Origin of the sequence: Chitinophaga oryziterrae (assembly GCF_009758125.1) — a bacterium.
Lineage (GTDB): Bacteria > Bacteroidota > Bacteroidia > Chitinophagales > Chitinophagaceae > Chitinophaga > Chitinophaga oryziterrae.
Genome location: NZ_WRXO01000012.1, coordinates 65,375 through 89,703, shown reverse-complemented (window position 1 = coordinate 89,703; position 24,329 = coordinate 65,375). Strand labels below are relative to the sequence as shown.

Sequence of the window (24,329 nt, the reverse complement as noted above, 5' to 3'; positions counted from 1 at the left end):
ATGTTAGAAAATCCCACCTTTGATCGATATCCCGGATTACGTTCATTTAATGAAAATGAGCAACAACTTTTCTTCGGCAGGGAAAGGGAATCCTATGACTTGCATAATTTGATCTGTTCGGAGAGACTGGTCGTATTATTTTCAAAGTCAGGCATTGGAAAGAGCTCACTCCTGCAAGCGGGTGTTTTCCCTCCACTTAGAGAGAATGGATACTATCCGATTAAAGTTAGGTTTCAGTATACGAAGGGAAACAATGAGCAGCCTACTCCATTAGAAATCTTAAAGGACGTCTTATTAAATGATGAGGCGGTTACTCAGGCGGATATCATATTTGACAACGAGAAGCCTCTGTTATGGGAGATTTGCCGTTCTGTCACGGTGAATGATGGTAAAGTGCCGGTGCTTGTATTTGATCAATTTGAAGAGTTTTTTTATAGTCCTCCTGAACAACAAAATGAATTTCTGCATGAACTGGCGGAATTGGTACATCAGCAACCTCCTAATAGAATTATTAACAAATTAGGTGAAATAGATATTGAGGAAAGAACAGAAGATCAATTAAGATGGGTGCGCCAACCCACCTACAAAATAGTTATTGCTATCAGATCAGACAAATTGTATGAGTTGGAAAGTGTTCGTAAGTACATTCCACTCATCCTCCGGAACAGATATCAGTTAAAACCTCTGACAATCGAGAATGCCAATAAAGCAATTGTGGCACCTGCAAAGATCGGTGAGGGGAAGCTATTCCAGTCATCTCAATTCAATTTTGACCCTGTAGTACTTACCCGGATATTACATAAACTGGCAGAAAGAAAATCCACAGGTTTAACGGAAGTGGAAGACAGCGCAAATGTTCATGCGAATCTGGAGATCGAAAGCTCCCAGTTACAGATCATCTGCAAATACATCGAAGAACTTGTGATAGCAGAGAATAAGAGAAAATGGAACTGGTTGCCTGATAATCTTATGACTATTGATGATAAGATTTTTGATCCGGATAAGGACATTCCAATGGTACTGGATAATTTTTATGCGAATCAGTTATCTAAAATTACAACAGTAGATAAGAACATTCTCAGAACTGTATTGGAAGAACATTTGATAGCCGGTGGTAATAGAGCGAGTTTGACGCAAAACCAGATGAAGGAATTCTTGCCAGGGGATATTGTTGATAAACTGCTCGAATTGCGCCTCATAAAAGAGGAATATACACACTTAGGGCTTACGTACGAATTAAGCCACGATACGCTGGTGGAACCTGTTCTTAGAGCATATGAAGTACGGAAAAGCCAGGATGCCAGTATTAAAAGGGCTGCTGAAATACAGGAGACCAATCGCCTGCTATTGGAGGAACAGACCCGCAACCGGCATATGGACCGGTTGAGAAAAGAAGCAGAGGAAGGGCGTACAGCCGCCAAAGAAGCATTGAAAATGGCCTTGAAAAGCAATAAAAGGACAGTATTATACTTAGTCCTAATTGGAGCCTTTGCCATTATTGCATCAATATTGTTTGTTAGATCTATAATGATGAAGAATCGGCTGAATGAGAACCTTGTACAAAGTGTACAGGCATTTGGAGAACGATACTATCAGCAGAATATGCACCACATGGCATTTAAGGTATGGAATGAACTCTTTAAATATGGAGAGGGAATTCCGGGAGTAGATAGTATCGGGCATCTGTTAAACAAAAGTTTTTTCTTTGATATCAGCGGAGGTGAAAAAATAGGCCGACTTGATGATCATCATTATGTAGTATTAAATACTGATAAAACTTTATATCTCTGGACTGTGGGACCTGCTAATAATACAGTCCTATACGAACAAATTGGATCTAATGCCTATGATCTGGATATATCTGACAATGGAGGATTTATTACATACATGAGTGGAGATGGGCAATTAAACCTTTATGACGTAGGGCAGAGGAAAGCAACAATAGTGGCGAGTGAAAATCTTAGTAAACCCGGATTCCTTAGAAATAGTACCATTCTTTTTTGTAGCAATAGAGAAAATGTTACAAGACTTTATGATTCAAAGAGAAGGCATCTCCTGCCAATAGAGATTACTATTCAGGATATAATGCAGATGGAACGCTTTAAGACAGGTGTTGTTGGTATATTAGACGATAATTGTATAGGAATTGTCAAAGCCGGGAGAAAAATGGTCCTATGGAATATCAGCAATACATATGATTGCAAAATCATAGACAGTACAAATGATGTTACGAATATTGAGAGTGTGGGCGATTTTGGATCAATTGTTTTTGTAAAAGAAAAGAATAACCGAAAGGAATTGTTTATATGCCATACTAGTGATTTATCTAAATTCAAAACTTATCGCTGCCTGATTACTTCGGATATTAGTTTTTCGGGGAATCATAGCCGATGCCGGTTTTATGATAGTCAAGGAGCGTTACATATCTATAATTTATCTACAAATAGAGAAGATACTGTTATTAAGGACGTGCCAAATCCTCGTGGGAATGGCATACTACCCAGATATCTTTCATTTTCATATAGTGGGAATGGATTTTTGTATAATAATTCTAAAAATGAGCTGATATTTTGTAATACTGATCATAATAAATCTATGCTACTGCCGGAGAAAAAAAGGGATACCTATTATGCAATATTACCTAATGGGGAAGACTATTTAAAAGCAGATAGTAGCGGCGATTTTGAGATTGTCAATATGATTACATCTAAACGATTGTTCAAAGACTCATTATTTCCGGATAAAATTTATGGGGGGAGAATTGCTTATCCTTACTATAGTGACGATAGTAGAATGATGGGATATTGGAAACAAAAAGGAGATTCAGGTGTATATGTAGTGTACGATCTGATTGCAAAGAAATATATTTATCATGCTGATGGCGTAAGGGGTTATCCTAAAGCATTGTATGCTGGTAGCCTCGAATGGAAAACGGATAACAATCAAACGGGTATCATTCTACTAAATGGTAGGCCGCGTACGATAGAATACTACGATACGCTTTTCCCTCCACTTTCAGATAAGGAGAAAAGAAAATATCAACCGCAAACTGGCTTCTTTAATTGAATATTCGAATATGAGTGATAAATACGAATTGTACCTTGGCTATAATGCCAATTTTCTAACTCCTGATACCATTGATTTGCCACAGTTAAGTGACAAGCAACAACAGGATATGGCCCCGGTAGTTAATACCACAGATCAGGTAGCCCGGTATATGAATTATAGTCTTATCATCAGCAAAAAAAGGAGATTCCCTTATTTTACAGCATCTAACATAGATGGTATAAAATTTAAAAAGGTTGTCAGGGATGATCATTGGAGAAAAGACGATCGGATATCTCCTGATCATCAATGGGGAAATGAATTATATAAAGTGCCTGGAAGTGACTTTGATAAAGGTCATATGACAAAACGGGAAGATACTCAATGGGGAGATACCATTGCCCTGGCCCAACTGGCAGCTGACTCCACTTTCCATTATACCAATGCCGTTCCACAACATGCAATGCTCAACCAGAGAGTATGGCGTAGTCTGGAAGATTATATTCTGCATACTGAAACCGTTGACAATGGGTTGGCAATAAACGTATTTACAGGGCCTGTACTGGACAAAAAGGATCCAATATTTATATCACCTGTAAAAGGAGAAAATGTACCTATCCCATATCTTTTTTGGAAAATAGTCTACTTCAGGAAATCAGATACAAAACTATACCGCGTTGGATTCCTTATGAGTCAATATTCACTACTTTGGGATAATGGCATTGTAAAAGAACCCTTATTGGAAGCAAAAAGATCGGTTGAGGATGATAACTTATTTATGCAATTTAAAGATGCGGACACTTACCAGGTAAGCGTATCAACTATAGAAAAATTAAGTAAGCTGACATTTCCTCACGCTGTTGAACCATTTACAGACGATCGGAAAATATCGCTTATACTGAAAGAAGTAGATGTTGAAAAACTGACAAGAGAAAGCAGTAGTCCTATTGTACAACTTGGCTTTTCAATTGTTGGACTCGAACTATAACGTTGCATTCGGATTTATTTGCTCTACCGCACTAAATCCTCCTGATTTACTAAACTTCATATGATGTGTAAAATTCCGCATGCTATCGGCAGGATCAACGGACTCGAACCTCAGCCTGTTCAGCGTGTTTAAAGGGATCGCTACAGACACGATAGTTACATCCTGTGAAATTACATGAATATATACAAGGTCAACCGGCAGATGGGCATATGTTTCGCGGGCCAGTCTTAATATACAACTGCATACATAATCCTGGTATAGTTCATTGAACTTGGATAAGGGCATTTCCTTCTTTGATAACTTACCCCTGGATGTTTGCATAAGATTATATGCCGGAATAATATCTGTTGTGTTTACGGTGAGATTGATGGTAATATAAGCAGGCTCGAAATTCAAAGTGATAGCAGCGCCTAATTCTTTGATCTCATTAAACGGCTCAAAATATGCAATCGCTTCTTCATATGCATCAGGATTATTGGCCAACACACCTTCTGCTATTTTTTGCAGCCGTTGCCAGTCAGAGACTGCTGATTGATAATCAAGCAGGTATTGTTCATGATCTGCCTTGTCAAAGATGATCGCCTGTTCAAGGGCTGATGTCAGTTGCCTGATTCTCTTCTCCTTCTTATTAAAGAGTTTGTCAAAAAAGGAAGGAGAGTAGGACAATAACCGCTGCCTGGCCTGTTTTTCTTTCTTATTATCTGCTGCTTCTTCCAGAGGAGGAGGTGTTTTCTTTACATCATTCCAGTTTATCTGTTCAGATGCATTTTTATGCAGGGACCTGAGCGTCTCTATATATTCATTGTATTGTGTCTCATGCCGGATGTCCCGTTGCAGTCGGAGTTGCTTGTAATTACTGACAGCGTTTTTTATGCGGGCGCGTGTAGCAGCAGATGGGTAGGGACTAATAACAGTGGTCATTGGTGGTTATTGGTTTAGGTTAAAGCAGGGATAAGAATGTCACTAACAAACTATATCTAATCTATGATATATTTGTTAAATCACCAATAATCTATTTAAAGAGGGCAGGAGCCCCCTTTTTATTAAAATGTTGTTTTCTTCTCTAGTTCGGGTAACACATCATCTATCCTTTTTGCCAGCTGAGGGAGTTTAATAGTGGGTACCGCAGGGAACAGGTGATGTTCCAGGTGATAAAACATACTAAAAGTGATCTTATTTTTCCAGCCACCTCTTTGCGTTCTGGCAAGCTCCGGATGTTCTTCTGTATCATGATGTACTGTCCATACCGCAAAAAACGCCATCAGGAACTCCCCGATCACCATTACAATAATGTGGTAAATCAGGAAAGCAATATTGAAATAAAAGACCAGGAAGGTAAAGATGGCAATAGAGCCCAGCTCCAGTAATACATTCTTTACATACTTCTTATTGCCCAGTTGCAGCGTAATTTTATGTATAAGGAACATATGAACAGGGCCATAAAATATCGCTCCGTACCAGCTCATACCCGCAGATTTCCCCTCATAATCCTCCTCAGACAGGCAATACTTATGATGCCTGATATGATTGAATTTCACTGCATGTATAGATGCCATCATTAATACACTGTTGGTATACAATGAAAACCAGGTTAGGAACCTGTTAGTCCCCAGTGAGTTATGGAAACCATTATGTACCTGTCGTAACCCTGTTAAGAAAAAGAAGGCAGAAAAAGGAAGGGCGAGTATATAATAACCAAGGTAAGCCAATACCCAGGAAGTGAGGACCCATGGGATAGTGAGGTTATTCTCAATCAGCATTTCTTTGATAGAAAGGCTTTTCAAATCTTTCCACTCCACTTTCTTTAGAATTTCAGCATGTGTCATAGGTAAAGAATTTAAGCAAAAATACAGATAATGGAATGATGGTATATGATAAAAGTCAGCTTCTTCTTTATATAAATAGTTGGTTGACATTATTTATATTTTTTGTAGTTTTGTCAACAATAGGCAATTTTATATAACCCTTGAACTTCTTTTATGCTTTATTTCGAAGTCAGACTTAAGAATGCAAGAAAAATGAAAGGATTTTCATTGCAGGATTTAGCTAACGCTATGGGAAATGCGATTACTAAACAGGCCCTTAGTAAGTATGAAACCGGACAGATGAAACCGGATAGTCATACCCTGATTGCATTAAGTAAGGCATTAGGTGTTGGATTGGAATATTTTTCACGTGCTTCAACTATTGAACTTGAGCAGATTGATTTCAAAAAGAAGGTTTCATTATCTGTAAAGGAATTGGAGCGTGTAAAACAGGAAGTGATAGACTTTCTGGAGCGTTATTTTGAACTGGAAAACCTTTCAGGTATTAAATCAAGATTTAAGAATCCACTTTCTTCTCATAAGGTAACTTCATTGGAAGAAGTGGAGTTAATGGCCAGATCATTAAGGAAACAATGGAATTTGGGTAGTGATCCTATATATAACATTGTAGAGTTGCTCGAAGAAAAGGAAATTAAAGTATTACAGATCGAAGCAGATCCTTCGTTTTCTGGTATGGCTACCTGGATACAGAAGAGTTATCCTGTCATTGTATTAAATAAACATGCAGATATCTCTGTTGTCCGGAAGCGATTTACCGCATTGCATGAGTTAGGGCACCTACTGATGAATCTTGAAGATTTGGATGATAAAGAGAGGGAAAGAGCTTGTGATGCCTTTGCTGGCGCAATGTTACTTCCTCCGGATACTTTTGAGACAGAACTGGGAGGCCACAGACAACATATCTTCCTTCATGAATTAATTCTGATTAAAGAACATTACGGAATATCACTTCCTGCAATAATGTATCGCGCAAGAAGTCTGGGGTTTGTAAGTGAACTCCTCGTGAAGCGGTTTATGATTAAATACAATAAAGATAAACTGAAATATAATGAGCCAGGACAATTTAACAGCCCTGAACAATCGGGTCGTTTTATACAATTATTGCTTCGGGCTGTTGCAGAGGAAATTATTACTACATCAAAAGCAGCTTCTTTAAATAAACAAAAATTAGCTGAATTCAGAGAATTGGAATTAATATGATGATATGACGATTGCTGTAACAGATGCAAATGTTTTCATTGATTTATACCATATACGTTTACTTCATCTGTTGTTTGACCTTAAACATGAAATTATTGTAACAGCGGAAGTAATCGAAGAATTGAATGAGATACAAAAAAACAGTTTGACTGCTTTTATAGCAAGTGGACAGTTGGTGGTTTATTATTTTACAGCAGATGAACTTTCATTGCTAATGGAGTTTCATCTTTCACCAGCATTATCATATAGTGATCATTCAGTTTTATTTTTAGCACAAAAAATTGCTGCAACGGTGCTTTCCGGTGATAATAGACTAAGGAAAGAGTGTATTCGTCAGAAGGTCCCTGTACACGGTATATTGTGGATATTCGATACCGCAATTGCATCTGGACAGATAACTTATACTGAAGCTATCGGAGCCCTTGAGTCACTAATGGTGTTTAATAAAAGATTGCCTGTTAATGAATGCAGAACCAGGTTAATGGAATGGGCTGATCTTATAAAACCCGTTATCATTAATTAAGCCTACCTTGAGCAACTGCTGACGATTCTGTCAAATGTAATCCATCCTTTTTGCAAGAGATCTTTGATGTGCTCATCAACAGTTTCATAGAAACTAAAATAGGGATCACCAGTAACTTTTTAAGTAAGCAATTGTCGGCCGACCTGGTAAATAACCTCAATACCCTGTATGACAACAAACATATGCAGGCTGCCGGAACGGGCAATGATAGCATCGCCGTACAGAATAAACTGGTGAGAAATGATGTGATTTACTGGCTGGACAGAAAACACGAAGATCAATACGAAAACGCATTTTTCGACCTGATGGACAGTTTTGTGGAATACCTGAACAGTAGTTGTTATACTGGTATCACAGGATATGAATTTCATTATGCGTTGTATGAAACAGGCAGTTTCTATAAGAAACACCTGGACCAGTTCCGCAATAATGAAAGCCGTCAGTATTCAATGATCATCTATCTCAATGAGAACTGGATAGAAGGGGATGGGGGACAATTATCTATTTCTCATGATGGAACAGACTATAAAATAGATCCTACCGGAGGGAAAAGCGTATTCTTTAAAAGCAGTGAACTGGAACATGAAGTACTGGTCACCAACAAACCGAGAATGAGTATCACCGGTTGGTTGAAGAGGTAACTACCTCTTCAACAACCTGATAATCTTTTCAAAAATCTCCGTATTCTCATACACTCCTCTGAACTCCAGAGAGTGAGGCCCATAAGCAAATACAGGTACCATCACCGCACTGTGGTCATTGGAACTGAAATTGCCATCAGCCTGCCCTTTGCTGATATCTCCGTCTAACAGGCTCAATCCTCCGGTTTCATGATCTGCCGTAACGATCACCAGTGTATGGCCATCTTCATCTGCAAATTGCATCGCCGCACCAATCGCTTCGTCAAAGTCCATCATCTCAGTTACTACATAAGGCAGGTTATTCGCATGACCGCCATAATCTATCTGCGCACCTTCTGCCATAATAAAGAACTTATTGCCAAGTGTCCTGATCGTTTTCTGTAATGAACGGGTTAAGAATTCCCCTCTCCCTTTTAACATCGACAATTCTGCTGTAGGCGTCAGCATCAGCCATCTCTTAGACTGAATAGTATCTATGTCGTCGAAATGAGAGCTGAATCCATATCCTTTTTCTTTCAGCTGATCAAGGTGATTGTTGAAGTGCATCGCGCCTCCGCCAATCATAATATCAACAGGACTGCTTAAGAAATCCTTCGCAATAGCATCTTCTTCACTTCTGTCATTTGCATGGCCATAAAAAGCCGCAGGAGTAGCATCTGTGATATCTCCGCAACTGATTAGCCCACTCTTCACGCCGAAAGGCGCCAGTATGTCCGGAATGGCCGGTAAACGCATCCCGGTGGCATCTACTCCTATGTAACGGTTGTTTGTCTTATGTCCTGTAGCCATCGCTGTTCCGCCGGCCGCAGAATCAGTAATATAACTATCGGAAGAATAGGTTTTGGAGAAACCGATATTGATCATCTGCAACAGGTTCAACGCGCCACGGTTACCGGTAAAACCGGAATAGATCTGCGTAAGCCCCATTCCATCACCGATCAGCAGGATGACATTATTCACGGTACCCATACTGTCGTTATTCACATAACGGGCTTTATAGATAGCATGAGGAGCCGTCGTTCCTTTATATTCCAGACTGGCGCGATTCGTTAAAAAGTCAGATAACAGTTCTACTTTATCAGTGCCGATATAATCAGCCCGCATATTCATCTGTGTCTTCCAGGTATTCACATTATCCGCAGCTCCCCAGATACGGATCTTCTTACCCGCAGTATGCACACTGTCTATCCAATGCTGAATATGATCTTTCTCTGCTTTCACAATAATTCCCTTGCCATTCCAGTTAGTGAATGCTTTAATATCCTCACTATACATAGGGATACGTGACGCCTGTGCCGGTGTATACTGCAGACTGCGTTTACCATCAAAATGGATATAGGCAGGATATTGTGACCATAACGCAGCTGCCGGCTGATCTCCACTGACCACCACCATTACAGTAGGATTCTTACTGATCTCCGGATATTTATCCAGGATAGCTACCAATGCTTTTATAGTAGGTACGCCAACAGTTTTGAAATCTATCAGCAGCTGTAAGGTATCATGACTATTCTTATATGCAGTACCGCCGTTTTTCTGAATGACCTTTTTTAATGGTCGCAGATACAGCGCTTCCAGGGAACGCTCAGGCACAACATCTTTTTCATCATGAGAAACAAGCAGTTTACCGTTTCTTTCATACACGTCTGCTTCTATAGAACCAAAGTTGCGGTAGTAAGCAGTTAAGAACGGAATAGGATGTTCATAGTCGTTATGTGCATGTGCATTCTTAGGCGTGTAGAGCCTTTCCTGGGCTATACCCAGGGATGAGATGGTTAGTAGCGCGAGAGAAAAAATACTTTTTTTGATCATCATGAGTTTTTAATTGGCATACTCCTTTGGAGTGAGTAAAATTAGTATAAAAAAGAACGCTCCTGGCTGAACGGAACAAAAAACCGCCAACCAGGAGCGTCAGCATCCTTTTCTTTTTACCAGCCTGCGTTCTGGGTAACCACGCCGTTACTGCTGGTTACTTCAGTTTGCGGTACCGGCCATACATTGTGAATAGCAGGATTGAATGTACGTGCGGGCCATACAACATTACCGGTAGCACCATGCAGTGGTTGAGCATAAGCTGCCTGTGCATCACCCCAGCGAACCAGGTCAAAGTGACGGTTAGCCCACTCACCCGCTAATTCGCAACGACGCTGTATCTTCAGCTCATTCATATCTGCATTGGTGGTATCTGCCAGACCAGCACGATGCCTGATCATATTGATTTCTGCATCAGCATTCTGTCCCTGCATCAGTTTCGCTTCTGCTTTGATCAGGATCACTTCTGCATAACGGATCAAAGGAAGGTTCAGGTCTGTAGTAGGGTGGTCTCCGTTAGGGCTCAGATGAATACCGCCGGGATAGGAGAATGGCTCCATGTACTTGCGGAACTGGTAGCCTGATAAGCTATTGGTAGAAGAATAAGACATTTGATTGCCGAAGAACATGAATAAATCTCCTGGTTTCAGGATAGTGGCTTCTCTTCTGTTATCCCCAAACTCGTAGGCATCATATAGTTCTTTAGTAGGCATATAATATCCCCAGCCATTGTATGCACCCCATCCTTTATTTTCAAGCATTACACCAGGTAAGATACTACCCCATCCGCTGGACCCTTTTGTATTAGAATAAGAATAAACAGACCATATATATTCGCCTGTCCAGTTGTTGGCGATGGTAAATACATCTGCAAAATTATCCAGGAGTTTATGTTTGCCACTCAGGATAACAGAGTCTGCATATTTTGCCGCATTGGCATAATCCTTTTTATACAGGAACATTTTGCTCAGGAATGCATAGGCAGCAGTTTTGTGAGGCTTACCATATTTATCCGTAGTGTATGTATCAAAATAAGGGAGTAATGTGGCTGCTTTTTTCAGCTCACTTTCTACATATTCATACACAAGATTCACATTCGCAGAACGGGGAATAGGTTTATCGCCCACAATACTGTCGCGATTGACAATAGGAACACCTGCACGTGCATCACCATAGGTGTAAGCCAGTTCGAAGTACATCAATCCGCTTAAGAAATATGCTTCTCCGAGGATGCGGTTTTTCAGCGCTTCATCCATATTAATAGATGGTACATGAAGGATCACATCGTTTGCACGTTTAATAACGATGTAACGCATTTTCCACTGGGTTTCAGTGTAAGCGCCACCGATGAAGCTGCTGTTGAAGTTTTTGATATTATCACCTTGCGCCTTTACCCGCCCTGTTACCATATCATCACTGGCATTAATGAACCACCAGTAGCCACGTCCGTAGAAGTCTTCGTTGTCAAATTGGTCATACATAGCATTCTCTCCGGAAACGGCATCAGCTGCTGTCTGCCAGAAATTACCACTGGTAGGAGCTCCTTCAGGAGTTATCTCCAGCCTTTTATTACAGGCTGCAAGCAGGGAAATACCTGTCAGTGCAAGTGTTATATTCTTTATGATTCTTTTCATTGTCGTCGGCATTTGTGCTTAATTAGAAATTAACATTCAGTCCCATCAATACGCTTTTTGCCTGAGGATAGCGTCCTGCATCTATACCTAATGCATCCATACCTACTTCCGGATCATATCCTTTGTATTTGGTGAATGTGAACAGGTTGTTAGCAGTTACATACAGGCGAACAGCACCAATATGAATAATGTTGGTAAGATTTGCAGGTAAGGTATATCCCAGTGTAACGTTTTTGATACGCATGTAAGAACCGTCTTCAATATACCAGTCGGAGGCATTTCCATAATTACCGTTGGCATCTGTAGAGATGATCCTTGTTACATCCGTATTTGTATTGGTCGGGGTCCATGCATTCAGGATTCCTTTCAGCATGTTAAAGTTTGTACCAATACTTGGGTTCATGTTGGTATACTTCAGTGCATTGAACAGTTTGTTACCATGTACGCCCTGTGCAAATACGTTCAGGTCAAAACCTTTGTAATTCAGGTTCAGGCTGAATCCGTAAGTGAAACCAGGATAAGGACTTCCTACTATCTGTCTGTCGCCGTTGTTGATTACACCATTACCATCATAATCCACAAATTTACGGTCGCCTGGTTTAGCGCCTGGCTGGATCACTGTACCATCCTTACTTTTATAGTTATCTACTTCTGCCTGCGTCTGGAAAATCCCGGCACTCTTGATCAGGCTATATGCATAGATGGAATTACCAACACGGGTAACGAGAGGATTGAGTGAACCGCGAATGTTTACAGCGGAAGTACTTACTACTTCATTCAGTCCGTTTTCCAGAGATAACAGCTTATTATTTACTTTAGTGAGGGTGGCGCCTACATTATAGGTAAGGTCTTTACCCGCTTTACCATTATAGTTGATACCTAATTCAATACCGTTATCACGCGCTTTACCCATGTTCTTATACATACCTGTGCTTACACCTGCAGTACTTGGAGGAGCTACCTGAAGGATCATTTTATCTGTTGTTTTGATAAAATAATCAGCTGTTACGGACAGGCTGTTTTTTAACAACGCGATGTCTGTACCAAAGTTCACCTGTTTGGATTCTGCCCATTTCAGGTTGGGATTGGATAATGCATCTTCAGCAAGACCGGTTGACTGTGTACCATTGCTTGTAAAAATATCAATGGGTTTAAGGGGGATGTTAATCGCGTTCGAAGGAAGACTACCCAGGTTTCCCAACAGGCCATAGCTGGCGCGTAATTTCAGGAAGCTGAGGAGATCATTGTGCTGCAGGAATGATTCTTCTGTTAATACCCATCCACCAGATACTGAATAATAGTTCTGATAACGGTTTTGTACAGCCACACGGGAACTACCATCACGACGGCCCAGTAAGGTCAGCAGGTATTTGCTTTTGTAGTCGTAGTTAACACGGGCAAGGAAAGATTCCAATGCGTTCAGGTCTCTGCCGCTGGAAGGTTTAACCCATGAACCGGCATTGTCAAAATAACGGTATGCGTTCTTCTCATCATTAAATCCGCTGGCGTTGGCAATGAGGTAGGTACCATCATGGTGCTGATAAGTATAACCTGCCACCGCATTTACATTGTGATAACCAAACTGTTTGGTATAAGTCAGTGTTTGTTCAGACAGGAAGTCTGTAAAGTTATTGATCTGTTCATACAATGAATTGGTCGAATTGATCTTACCTATTTCCAATGCACGGGTAGTAAATGTTTTCTGGTCACTGAATGATTTAGTGATCGCGAAATTAGACCGGAATAGCAGGTCTTTCGTAATATGCACTTCTGCATATGGATTGATATTGATGTTACTCACCGGTGTGTGGTCATCCAGTCTTGTCAATAACGCAACAGGGTTTGCAAGGTCACCATAAGAACCTGCATAGGCTAATGGCATTCCACTGAATGTACCAGTTGCCGTATAAGGAGTGATATTGCGTGGATAACCAAGTGCGGTGAAGATAGCGCCGGTATATGGACTGGTAGTATTGGCACCATTACCGTTGGTATAAGTATAAGAGAGATTTTCCCCTACTTTTAACCATGGTTTTATGGTCGCATCAGAATTCATGCGGAAGGAATAACGTTCTGCACCTGTATTGAGCAGTATACCGTCATTCTTACGGTATCCAAAGCCCATGTAATACCTGTTTTTATCTGTACCACCTTTTACACCAACATTATAATCCTGGATCTTACCGGTACGGAATATTTCATCCTGCCAGTCGGTACGGGTGATCTGACCGTCCGGATAAATAGTTGCATTAAATGCAGCTGCGCGGGGAATGCCGGCGGCGTCGTAGGCAATGTTCTCTACATCGGCAAATTCTTTGGCTGTTAATACGTCCAGCTTTTTAGCAGCATACTGCCATCCTGTTTTTGCATCGAGGGAAACAGTAGCAGTACCGGACTTTCCTTTTTTAGTAGTGATCAATACCACACCACCGGAAGCCCTTGCACCATAAATAGCTGCAGATGCATCTTTCAGCACGTTCATGGATTCAATATCATTCGGGTTGATAGGACCACCTGTGTAGATGGCTCCATCTACTACGTACAATGGATCTTCTCCATTGATACCACCCATACCACGGATATATACTTTAGGAGTAGAGGTCGGATCTCCACCATTGTTCTGTACAATTACGCCGGGTGCTTTTCCCTGTAAGGCTTCTGCCATATCATTCAATGAACGGGAGTTCAGTTTATCTAACTGTACATCAGCTACTGCACCGGATACGGTTGCTTTGCGCTGTGTACCATAACCTACTACTACCAGTTGGTTCAGGTTCAGGCTGTTCTCTACCATCACTACCTGAAAACTGCGTTGGCTGCCTACAGCGATCTCCTGTGTTTTATATCCTATCATACTTATTACCAGTATGACGTTACCACTGTTGTCCACATTGAGTTTAAACTGTCCGTTGCCATCTGTGCCGGTACCGTTAGTGGTACCTTTTACCAGTACTGTTACACCGATCAACGGGCCATTCTTATCTGAGATAAGACCGGTCAGTGTGATTTTTTCAGCTGGTTTCTGCAAAGACGAAGAGGTATTTATTGTTGCGCTGTCATAGATAAGAACAGTGTTATACCGTTCTTCGTATTTTAAAGAAGACTGACTTAACAGGTCCTGTAAAATATCGACAACAGCCTTACGTTGATAGGTGTTGGCATGTACCTGAATTTTTTTCAGTGCATCTTCATCATATGCCAGGTTGATCTGTGCTGTAGATTCTAATTTTTTAAGAGCAGCAGAAAGACTACCCTGTTGTACCTGAAATTTTTGCAGCATTTTGTGCAGCGCCTGTGCCGTTGTTGGCAGTGCGATAGCTCCTGTAGCCAGTAGCAGCAACGCCATCCCCGCTGTGAATGCGGTTTTGATGCGTGCAGAGAATAATCGTTTGTCCTTTTGCATATCAGTTTTTGTTAAGGTAAAGGCATGACAATGTCAGTCCGGGTGTTTTAATCCGTGATAGATAGTTGGATAGATCCTAATGTGATTGAATTTTTAGTAAATACTCAGCTGATCCTTGTGCATAGTGAAATGAATTTTTGGTTTGTAACTGATTTTTTGAATAATGTCCAGTACTTCCGGTAGCGCCATAGTTGCTGGAAAGCGAATCGTGTAATTTCCCTGGTTCACATTCAGGGAGGTGGTGGCGGTGATACCGTATTGATTCTTTATAATGAGCAGTAGTTCTTTTAATGTTGCATTACGTAATACGATCTCTTCTCTTGTCCAGGCCATCAGGTCATCAGTGCTGATACTATCCCGTATTAATACATTGCCATGAAGCATCAGTCTTTGTGCCGGCAATAATATGGTAGTCGTATTGTTCGTACCCTGTACTTTTACTTTGCCGGTAGCGACTGCTACCCTGGAAATCTGCAGGGTACGGTTGGTTTCCACTGTAAAGGAAGTTCCCAGTACGGTAGTGCGCATACCGGATATATCTTCTACTATAAAAGGATGTTTTTGATCAGTAACGGTTTCAAAGAAGGCTTTTCCTTCCAGCATTTTTACAGGTCTTTCCTTACCGGAAAAACGTACCGGGAATTGAATGGTACTGTAACGTCCCAGTAATACGGTGGAACTGTCCGGGAGTGTTATGCGGAGCAGCCGTTTCCCGGTATTCTGTACAGTGCGCCAGGAAGTGTTCGCTGCATATTGTTTACCGGCATGAAGATGCTGGTATTGCCAGATAAAATAACCGGCAATAGCAAGTGGCAATACTACAGCTGCCGCTTTGATGAAACGCATCCGCATCCGGTTTTTCGTAACAGGAAATAGCTGTTGCAGCATTTCCTGTTTGATGAGCTGCATCTCAGTATCTGATAGTGCCATATGGTCTGCACTATCCTCTTCCAGGGCATCCAGCCATTTGTATAAAAGCTGTCTTTCAGCTGGAGTACAGTTGCCCTGTCTGAATTTTTTAAGTAATAATAATAATGTCCCTTTGTCCAAACTTGAGTTGGTTTATTATATGACACTTACGGAAAAAGGAATAACTATCGTGTAGAGTCTGTTAACAATTCGGTAACAATACTGCCTGTTATCTGATGTTGCGTGAGGTAAGTGGCTGGTAGAATATTGTTATATAGTAATGCTAAATTGATCTGATGCTATAATAGCCAGAGTACGATCAATATTTCCACGATCCATAAAGATTTGATACGTTGCAGGGCTGTATTGAGCTGGTTGCGTATGGTCTGTGGGGAGGTGCCCTGACGCAGGGCAATTTCTGCTACGGAAAGGTTCTCTATTCTGTTAAGATAAAAGACGTCTTTCATCTTAACAGGCAATTGGTTAATGGAATGCAACAGTTGTTGTTCCGTTTCTTTGAACTGCAGGTGTTCTACTATGGAATGATCGCTTTCTTTATTTGTTTCTTTGAAGAGGTCTACATGACGCTGGTATAGGTTTTCGTCCCGCAATGCATTCAGGAGCCTGTTTTTCAGCGCACTATGCAGATAGGGTAATACTGCATTCACTTCCGGAAGAGCGCTATGTTTTTCCCATAGATGAATAAACAGTCCCTGTACAATATCCTGCGCAAAAGAATGATTCCTGGTTATTTTACAGGCATAGGAAAACAAGTCTTCCCAGTATTCCTCGAATAACTGGCGAAAGGCCTTTTCATTACCCTGCCGGATGGAATTCCACAATGTATGTTGACATTCTTTTGGCATAAAGTTATTGTGCCACAAAGTTATTGGTTGTTACTGAAGCTTCCTCTACAATTCAATTATGAAATTGTTAAGCACAATATAATAAAGTTAGCTGCAAAGTAATAGCAAATTAAAAAAGTCCTGGTAATGGTACCAGGACTTTTCAAGAATATTATATAGGGGATAAATTACATAGCTGCCAGCTGTACTTTCTGTTGCAGCTCAATTACGCTATCTCTGAATGTATTATCGGTATCCATCAGGTCTTTCACTGTCTGGCAGGAGTGAATCACGGTAGTGTGATCGCGTCCTCCAAAATGTTCACCGATGGTCTTAAGAGAATTTTTAGTAAAAGATTTAGCAAGATACATGGTAATCTGCCTGGCCTGTACAATTTCACGCTTACGTGTTTTTTGCAACAGTTTGTCATAAGGCACATCAAAGTATTCGCACACCATTTTCTGGATGCTTTCGATGGTAATTTCTTTGGAAGAAGTTTTTACGAAAGATTTCAGGACACGTTTAGCCAGTTCCAGGTCAATTTCTTTTCTGTTAAGAGAAGACTGGGCCAGTAAGGAGATCAGTGCGCCTTCCAGTTCACGTACATTGCTCTGAATATTATAGGCAACGTACTTTACTACTTCTTTCGGCATTTCCAATCCATCGTTACGCATTTTCATTTCTAAAATCTCCATGCGTGTTTCGAAGTCGGGCATCTGCATGTCTGCACTCAGGCCCCAGCGGAAGCGGCTCAGTAATCTTTCCTGTAAACCATCCAGATCTTTGGGTGGTTTATCGGAAGTTAATATAAGCTGTTTGCCGGATTGATGCAGGTGATTGAAGATCGCAAAGAATGCATCCTGTGTTTTTTCTGCACGGGCAAAAAATTGTATATCATCTACGATTAATACATCAATCAGCTGATAAAAGTGAATGAAGTCATTAATGATACTATTCTTGGAATGATCTATAAACTGGTTAATGAATTTTTCAGCGCTGACATACAACACTGCTTTAGTGGGATGTACACGTTTCACTTCATTACCGATGGCTTGTGCAAGGTGAGTTTTACCTAAACCTACACTACCATATATAACTAAAGGATTAAAGGAAGTGCCTCCGGGTTTCTCAGAAACGGTTTTACCGGCCCTGCGGGCAACACGGTTACAATCACCTTCAATATAAGATTCGAATGTATAGTGTGGGTTCAGCTGAGAATCTATCTGCACACGTTTGATTCCTGGTATAACGAACGGGTTCTTTACCGGGTTCTGTATGGTTAATGGAAAATCAACGTCACTATCTTTTTTCGATTTGGTAAACTGCGTAGGCATATTTACCGTTTTCGGATGCTGATGAGGAGTACCGTTCTCCACCACTATACGATACTCTAACCGGGCTTCTTTGCCCAGTTCTCTTTTAATTGTTTTACCCAACAATCCTACGTAGTGCTCTTCAAGATATTCGTAAAAGAACTGACTGGGGACCTGAATGGTTAAAACATTGTTTTCAAGTTGGATTGGCTTAATAGGTTCAAACCAGGTTTTAAAGGGCTGCCATTCCACAATATCCCTAATTATATTAAGACACCTTTCCCAAACTTGGTCGCAAGTTTTATTCATTGAGATTTTAAAAATTATGTTGTTCTTGAATTAAGGATGTTTCTCGAATTTTAAATCTTTCAACGTGGGGAGTTGAGAGATTTTCAGACAGGACGACGAATATCTGTAGAAAATGTTGAAAAAAAAAATTTATCTCCCCTTGTTTCTGATTCTCGTATTACAGTTCGTCGACTATAAATTTTACTCTTTTATCCATTGTTATCACGCTCTTTTTGTTATCAATTTGATATGATGTAATATACTACCACACTGCTTTGATATACAGGCCTTTCCAGTTGGCATTAACTCCTTTGCCATAGATATGTATACTTACAGATAAAATAATATTGTATGATTAAAAACCACCTTTTATGGTTATGCCCTTATGTTAATAATTCCCCGAGGGGGTGCAAAACTATGTTAGTAATTGCACTTAAAAAAATGTGCTTTGAGTATGCAAATACCATGCAAATTTATTATATACGCGCATGTAATTTTGTTACTCTACTGATAACTAATTGTTTTAAATTTTATTGCGCTCGACTTCTTTTAAAAAACCTATCTTTGACCCTCTAGAACAGTTAAAATTTTTTATATGAGTTTTGAAATAACCGGAAAGCTGATCGTGAAGTATAATACGATGCAACGTAGCGAAACCTTTAAGACACGGGAGTTCGTTATCGAAAAGTCTGATGATATCAATGGCCGTGTTATCAACAACTTTATCAAGTTCCAGGCGGTACAGGATAGAACAGCTATCGTAGACCGTTTCAACGAAGGCGAGACAGTGAAGGTTTACTTTAATATTAAAGGTACACGTTGGGAAAAAGACGGCCGTGTTAACTACATCACCAACCTCGACGCATGGCGTATGGAGTCTGTAGTTGCTGGTGGCCCAACCACGGATGCACAACCTAACTACAATACCTCACAGGAAGTTTCCTCTGGCGGTAGCAGCTCACAGGCTGATGATTTACCGTTCTAAATAACAACTCATTAACAAAATATATTAGCGGGTACCTGGATAAAACCAGGTACCCGTTTTCTATCTTTACAATGTTTTAGGATAAATACCTAACCGTCAGTATGATACAACAAATCTCTCTCAAACTCCTGCCTTCACAGGCCGCATCTGATAATACCATTCTCACACAGGCAGCTATTGCACTAGGTATAAAACCTTCGGCCATCACAGGCTTCCACCTGCTAAAACGCTCTATCGACGCGCGTTCCAGGCAAGTGTACTTCATGCTCACTGTAAAAGTATTTATAGATGAACCCTTCGTTGAACGCGAAAGGATCATACCAGTATATGATTCTCTTCCTGCTGATGCTCCAACTGCTGTCGTCATAGGTGCAGGCCCCGCGGGCTTATTCGCCGCTTTGCGGCTCATAGAGTCCGGCATCAGACCTATAGTGCTGGAAAGAGGAAAAGATGTACGCGCCCGCCGCCGGGACCTCGCGGTATTAAATAAAACAGGTATCGTACATCCCGATTCAAACTATTGTTTTGGGGAAGGTGGGGCGGGTACTTACTCAGATGGGAAATTATATACACGGTCTAATAAAAGAGGAGACATCAACCGTATCCTCAGCATTTTTGTTCATTTCGGCGCCACCGAAAAAATAATGTACGATGCACATCCACACATCGGCACCAATAAACTCCCGCATATCATCATCGCCATGCGCGAACAGATTGAAAACAGCGGAGGGGAAGTGCACTTTGAGCAAAAAGTATCAGATATTCTGATAAAAAACAATCAGGTTACCGGTGTACAAACAACTGCGGGACAAACATTTTCTTCCCGTCAGATTATCCTGGCTACAGGGCACTCGGCCAGAGATATTTTCAGGTTGTTGGCACAAAAGGACATATTGATACATGCCAAACCTTTTGCATTAGGCGTAAGAATAGAACATCCGCAACAATTAATAGATAGCGCACAATATCATAACCCTGTCCGTAACGAATTATTACCTCCGGCCAGCTATAGCCTCGTTGAACAGGTAGATGGCCGTGGTGTATTTTCATTCTGTATGTGCCCTGGTGGGATCATCGCTCCTGCTGCAACAGACCCGGGAGAACTGGTTGTGAATGGCTGGTCTCCTTCAAAACGAGACAACCCCTACGCAAATTCCGGCATGGTAGTAACCGTAGATGAATCAGACTTTATTCCCTTTGCAGATAAAGGCCCCTTGTCTGCCATGTACTATCAGCAAATGGTAGAACGGGATTCCTTTAATGCAGGAGGCGGATTATTTGTTGCGCCTGCTCAGCGAATGACTGATTTCGTAAACAGTAAAGTATCTTCTTCCTTACCTCCCTGTTCTTATTTACCCGGCCTCAACAGCGTAAACCTGCGCGAGGTATTGCCTGCTAGTGTACATAACAGGCTGGCAAAGGCTTTCAAAGCATTTGGAAATAAGATGAGAGGATATTATACAGAAGATGCTGTAGTAGTAGCCACAGAATCCCGCACTTCCTCTCCTGTACGCATTCCCCGTAATGATGATACACTGATGCATCCGCAAATCAATGGCTTGTATCCCTGTGGGGAAGGAGCCGGTTATGCTGGTGGGATCGTATCCGCTGCCATGGATGGAGAACGTGTAGCAGAGATGATTATAGGTTTTTACACCCGATAATTATACTTTAGTCACATATATCAAAAAAGTGCGCAAGGGATAATTATCATTGCTGAAAGTTTTATCCTTATGAACAAATTCACAAAAACAGAACTTGCTGCCGCTACAGGTATCTACCTGCTCATCATATTTACACTACTCTCGCAAAGTGTCACCTCAAATGTATTTGACCTGCAGCATCAGTATGGATATAAATTCGAACACTACCACCAGGTGTTCGATTATTATAAACATTATCTGTTACCATTACTCGCTTATATCACAGTTGTATATGCTGCCTTTATATTCATTCATGGATACATAGTTCCCGTATACCTGGAACAACAACGCTTTTTTCTTGGGATACTATTTTCTGTAATTACGTGTGGCGTAGTATTCCTCACTATTATGATATCCGATACATGGTATTACGGTTATCTCTTCGGTGTATACAAAACTGTAAAGGGAGTATATACACATTGCGTAAAACAAGCCTTCATCATCACCATATTTTACGCTACCATATATATATTGTATTATGCTGCCCGCTATTTGTTCTTTGATCAGCTGTACCGCAAAGTAATCAGCAAACCATGGTTCAAAGAAATAAAAGTAGAAGTAATAATAATGCTGGCGATATTGGTCGCACTACCGGTATTCGGTGGGGCCAGAGGCGAAATCAGAGGGACAATAATACTCTTTTTTACCAGCCTGTATTATTTCTTCATTTATTTTGTTTGCCAGTACCGGATTTTCCCAAACTTTGAACAACACAAAAACAAACGTGAACTGATTCGGGAATTGGCGACCGTTTCCCTCACAGGGTTTATCCTGGGCGCGTTTATACTAATAACAATACCTGAAATTAAAGCTGGAATCTTTGCAATTGTGCCGGCAGTATATGCTTTCGAAGCTGCTATCGTAATACCTGTTTCCTGGTGGATCTACCAGGCCAGACACAACAGAAAAGTGGAAGTCCGTGGATTAAAGACTGCATTGGACCACTCAGAAGCGGGTCTCGATTTTCTCCGCTGGCAGATTAATCCGCACTTCTTATTCAATGCGCTCAATACATTGTACGGTACTGCCTTACAGGAAAAAGCAAGCGCTACAGGAGAAGGCATCCAGAAGCTGGGAGATATGATGCGCTTCATGCTGCACGACAATGTAATGGAACATATTCCATTGGATAAAGAAATTGCTTACCTGCAAAATTACATAGCACTGCAAAGGTTACGTACACAGGGATCACCGGATATACTCATAGATGTAACTATCAATGAAACATTATGTGAGCATGAGATAGCACCCATGTTGCTGATCCCTTTTGTAGAAAATGCATTTAAATATGGAATAAGTCAGCGCAATAAATCCCGTATCTCTGTATCATTATCATGTACTGCAGATAAGATTTATTTTGATGTGTTTAATACCGTACACGCTATCAGAAGCAGTGATGTGGAATATGATAGCATGGGTATCGGTTTGAATAATGTAAAACAACGACTGGCATTATTATACCCGGGCAAACATGACCTCAGCATACGCGAAACAGGCACCGAATTTTTTGTACATCTTACCATACAAATAGGATGAAAATAAATGCAATTGCTATCGATGATGAACAGGTTGCTTTGTCTGTCATCAGCACACATGCGGAACAAGTCCCTTTCCTGGAAATAAAAGGTTATTTTACCGATCCTTACGAGGCATTGTCATATTTAAAAGATAACAAAACAGACCTGGTATTCCTGGATATAAAAATGCCGGATATATCCGGCCTGGAGCTCATGACGGCCCTGCCGGGTTCTCCATTGGTCATCTTCACCACGGCCTATTCTGAACATGCGGTGCAAAGCTTTGAACTGGATGCCATCGACTACTTATTAAAACCGTTCTCCTCAGAGCGGTTTTCAAAAGCCTGCAATAAGGCAAAGTCGTTACTGGAAATGATAGTTAAAAGCTCCATGAAAGATGCTCCTGCTTATATCATGATAAAAAGCGGGTATGAACAATTCAAACTTCAGCTGGATGAAATACTTTACCTGGAAAGCGCCGGTAATTACATCAGCTTTGTAATGAAAGACCGGCGCCTTCTTTCCCGCTTATCTATGCAGGAAGCATTGGCTCTGCTGCCTCCATCCCAGTTTACACGGGTACACCGCTCTTTCATTGTCGCTAATAATAAAATAGAAAAAGCAGACAAGAACAATTTATACATAGGCGCTGTACCGGTAAGTATAGGCGCTGCTTATGCAGATGAAGTAGATAGAATTCTTAAATAATATTCCATTTTATCTGGTAAGCTAAAACGACTACTAGTAAGCAAATAAAAACTTACTTTTAGTTCATGAACCTCATCGAAGTCAAAAACCTGAGAAAAGACTATGCTACGCATAAGGCTGTAGACGATATCAGTTTTGTTATCCCCCGTGGTAGCATCTTCGGATTGCTGGGGCCTAACGGCGCGGGCAAAACCACGCTACTGCGGATGATCACTGGTATCTTTTACCCCGACCATGGTCAGATACTATTCAACGACCGCCCCTTTGATCCCGAACGGGATATACAGTCCATCGGCTATATGCCGGAAGAAAGAGGGCTCTATAAAAAGATGAAAGTAGGGGAACAAACCCTCTACCTCGCACAACTGAAAGGAATGCGGGAAAAAGAAGCAAAGGAGAAGATCAAATACTGGTTTGATAAGCTGGATATCAATACATGGTATAACAAGAAAGTAGAAGAACTCAGTAAAGGGATGCAACAGAAAGTACAGTTCATTTCTACTATCATCCACAACCCTTCCCTGCTGATCCTGGATGAACCATTCTCCGGTCTGGACCCTATCAATGCCAATCTTATCAAGCAGGAAATATTCGACCTAAGTAAAAGTGGCACCACCATCATTTTCTCTACCCACCGTATGGAACAGGTGGAAGAGATCTGTGACAGGATCATACTGGTAAATAAAGGAAAGAAGATACTGGATGGAGAAGTTAAACAGATCAAACACGACTTCAAACAAGACCTGTTCCGCATCGGTGTTGGTACCATGCCTAACTTCGCTCAGATGGCTACCTGGCACTTCAGTATCATCAAACAGGAAGATCATGCATACACGGTAAAACTAAGCGAAGGAAGTACCACCAACGACATCCTTATGCACTTTATCAAACATGATATCCCTATCACTTATTTCCAGGAAATTCTGCCCTCTATCAACGAAGTATTCATTAACAAAGTACAGGAGATGGAACAACCACTAAACTAATTT

Annotated in this window: 18 protein-coding genes; 10 read left to right on the top strand and 8 right to left on the bottom strand. The window is 40.9% G+C overall.

Annotated features, from left to right (window positions below; translation table 11 throughout):
* Complete coding sequence (locus GO495_RS28975; protein ID WP_157303444.1) at positions 1-3,066, top strand: ATP-binding protein; 3,066 nt, start codon at positions 1-3, stop codon at positions 3,064-3,066.
* A 10-nt stretch (positions 3,067-3,076) separates the two neighbouring features.
* Positions 3,077-4,033, top strand: a complete 957-nt coding sequence (locus GO495_RS28970) for a DNA/RNA non-specific endonuclease (protein ID WP_157303443.1) — start codon at positions 3,077-3,079, stop codon at positions 4,031-4,033.
* Here the strand turns inward: GO495_RS28970 and GO495_RS28965 are convergent.
* Both GO495_RS28965 and GO495_RS28960 read right to left on the bottom strand, forming a co-directional pair.
* Positions 4,028-4,954 (bottom strand): hypothetical protein, encoded by a 927-nt coding sequence (locus GO495_RS28965; protein ID WP_157303442.1) that lies wholly within the window; start codon positions 4,952-4,954, stop codon positions 4,028-4,030. The two genes, GO495_RS28970 and GO495_RS28965, sit on opposite strands and share 6 nt — an antisense overlap.
* Before the next feature lie 122 nt (positions 4,955-5,076).
* A complete protein-coding gene (locus GO495_RS28960; protein ID WP_157303441.1) occupies positions 5,077-5,859 on the bottom strand; it encodes a fatty acid desaturase family protein in 783 nt (260 codons plus the stop codon).
* Positions 5,860-6,012: 153 nt separating this feature from the next.
* On the opposite strand from GO495_RS28960, the gene GO495_RS28955 reads away from it, so the two are divergent.
* Genes GO495_RS28955 through GO495_RS28945 form a run of 3 tightly spaced genes read left to right on the top strand, consistent with a single transcriptional unit; the run spans position 6,013 to position 8,223 of the window.
* Complete coding sequence (locus GO495_RS28955) at positions 6,013-7,059, top strand: helix-turn-helix domain-containing protein (protein ID WP_157303440.1); 1,047 nt, start codon at positions 6,013-6,015, stop codon at positions 7,057-7,059.
* A gap of 4 nt (positions 7,060-7,063) precedes the next feature.
* Entirely contained in the window at positions 7,064-7,582 is a 519-nt protein-coding gene (locus GO495_RS28950) for a PIN domain-containing protein (protein WP_157303439.1), read from the top strand.
* Between the two features lie 50 nt (positions 7,583-7,632).
* Complete coding sequence (locus tag GO495_RS28945) at positions 7,633-8,223, top strand: 2OG-Fe(II) oxygenase (RefSeq protein WP_157303438.1); 591 nt, start codon at positions 7,633-7,635, stop codon at positions 8,221-8,223.
* Here the strand turns inward: GO495_RS28945 and GO495_RS28940 are convergent, their stop codons facing one another.
* From GO495_RS28940 to dnaA, 6 genes are all read right to left on the bottom strand, one after another.
* Entirely contained in the window at positions 8,224-10,038 is a 1,815-nt protein-coding gene (locus GO495_RS28940; protein WP_240915369.1) for an alkaline phosphatase, read from the bottom strand.
* A gap of 113 nt (positions 10,039-10,151) precedes the next feature.
* Positions 10,152-11,669 carry a RagB/SusD family nutrient uptake outer membrane protein gene (locus GO495_RS28935; protein ID WP_157303437.1) on the bottom strand — a complete coding sequence of 506 codons (1,518 nt, stop codon included), beginning with the start codon at positions 11,667-11,669 and terminating at the stop codon, positions 10,152-10,154.
* A 22-nt stretch (positions 11,670-11,691) separates the two neighbouring features.
* Positions 11,692-15,072, bottom strand: a complete 3,381-nt coding sequence (locus GO495_RS28930) for a SusC/RagA family TonB-linked outer membrane protein (protein ID WP_157303436.1) — start codon at positions 15,070-15,072, stop codon at positions 11,692-11,694.
* 93 nt (positions 15,073-15,165) lie between these two features.
* Complete coding sequence (locus GO495_RS28925; RefSeq protein WP_157303435.1) at positions 15,166-16,122, bottom strand: FecR family protein; 957 nt, start codon at positions 16,120-16,122, stop codon at positions 15,166-15,168.
* 158 nt (positions 16,123-16,280) lie between these two features.
* Positions 16,281-16,847: an RNA polymerase sigma factor gene (locus GO495_RS28920; protein WP_157303434.1), complete on the bottom strand. Its 567-nt coding sequence runs from the start codon at positions 16,845-16,847 to the stop codon at positions 16,281-16,283.
* A gap of 167 nt (positions 16,848-17,014) precedes the next feature.
* Positions 17,015-18,448, bottom strand: coding sequence for a chromosomal replication initiator protein DnaA (dnaA, locus tag GO495_RS28915; RefSeq protein ID WP_089780332.1), 1,434 nt, complete (start codon positions 18,446-18,448; stop codon positions 17,015-17,017).
* A gap of 574 nt (positions 18,449-19,022) precedes the next feature.
* Here dnaA and GO495_RS28910 point away from each other — a divergent pair.
* From GO495_RS28910 to GO495_RS28890, 5 genes are all read left to right on the top strand, one after another.
* A complete protein-coding gene (locus GO495_RS28910; RefSeq protein WP_089780330.1) occupies positions 19,023-19,412 on the top strand; it encodes a DUF3127 domain-containing protein in 390 nt (129 codons plus the stop codon).
* Positions 19,413-19,513: 101 nt separating this feature from the next.
* Positions 19,514-21,076 carry an NAD(P)/FAD-dependent oxidoreductase gene (locus tag GO495_RS28905; protein WP_157303433.1) on the top strand — a complete coding sequence of 521 codons (1,563 nt, stop codon included), beginning with the start codon at positions 19,514-19,516 and terminating at the stop codon, positions 21,074-21,076.
* Between the two features lie 69 nt (positions 21,077-21,145).
* Positions 21,146-22,651 carry a sensor histidine kinase gene (locus GO495_RS28900; protein ID WP_157303432.1) on the top strand — a complete coding sequence of 502 codons (1,506 nt, stop codon included), beginning with the start codon at positions 21,146-21,148 and terminating at the stop codon, positions 22,649-22,651.
* Positions 22,648-23,340 (top strand): LytR/AlgR family response regulator transcription factor, encoded by a 693-nt coding sequence (locus GO495_RS28895; protein WP_157303431.1) that lies wholly within the window; start codon positions 22,648-22,650, stop codon positions 23,338-23,340. The genes GO495_RS28900 and GO495_RS28895 overlap by 4 nt, the downstream gene beginning before the upstream one ends.
* A gap of 65 nt (positions 23,341-23,405) precedes the next feature.
* Entirely contained in the window at positions 23,406-24,326 is a 921-nt protein-coding gene (locus GO495_RS28890; protein ID WP_157303430.1) for an ABC transporter ATP-binding protein, read from the top strand.
* Positions 24,327-24,329: the final 3 nt, after the last annotated feature.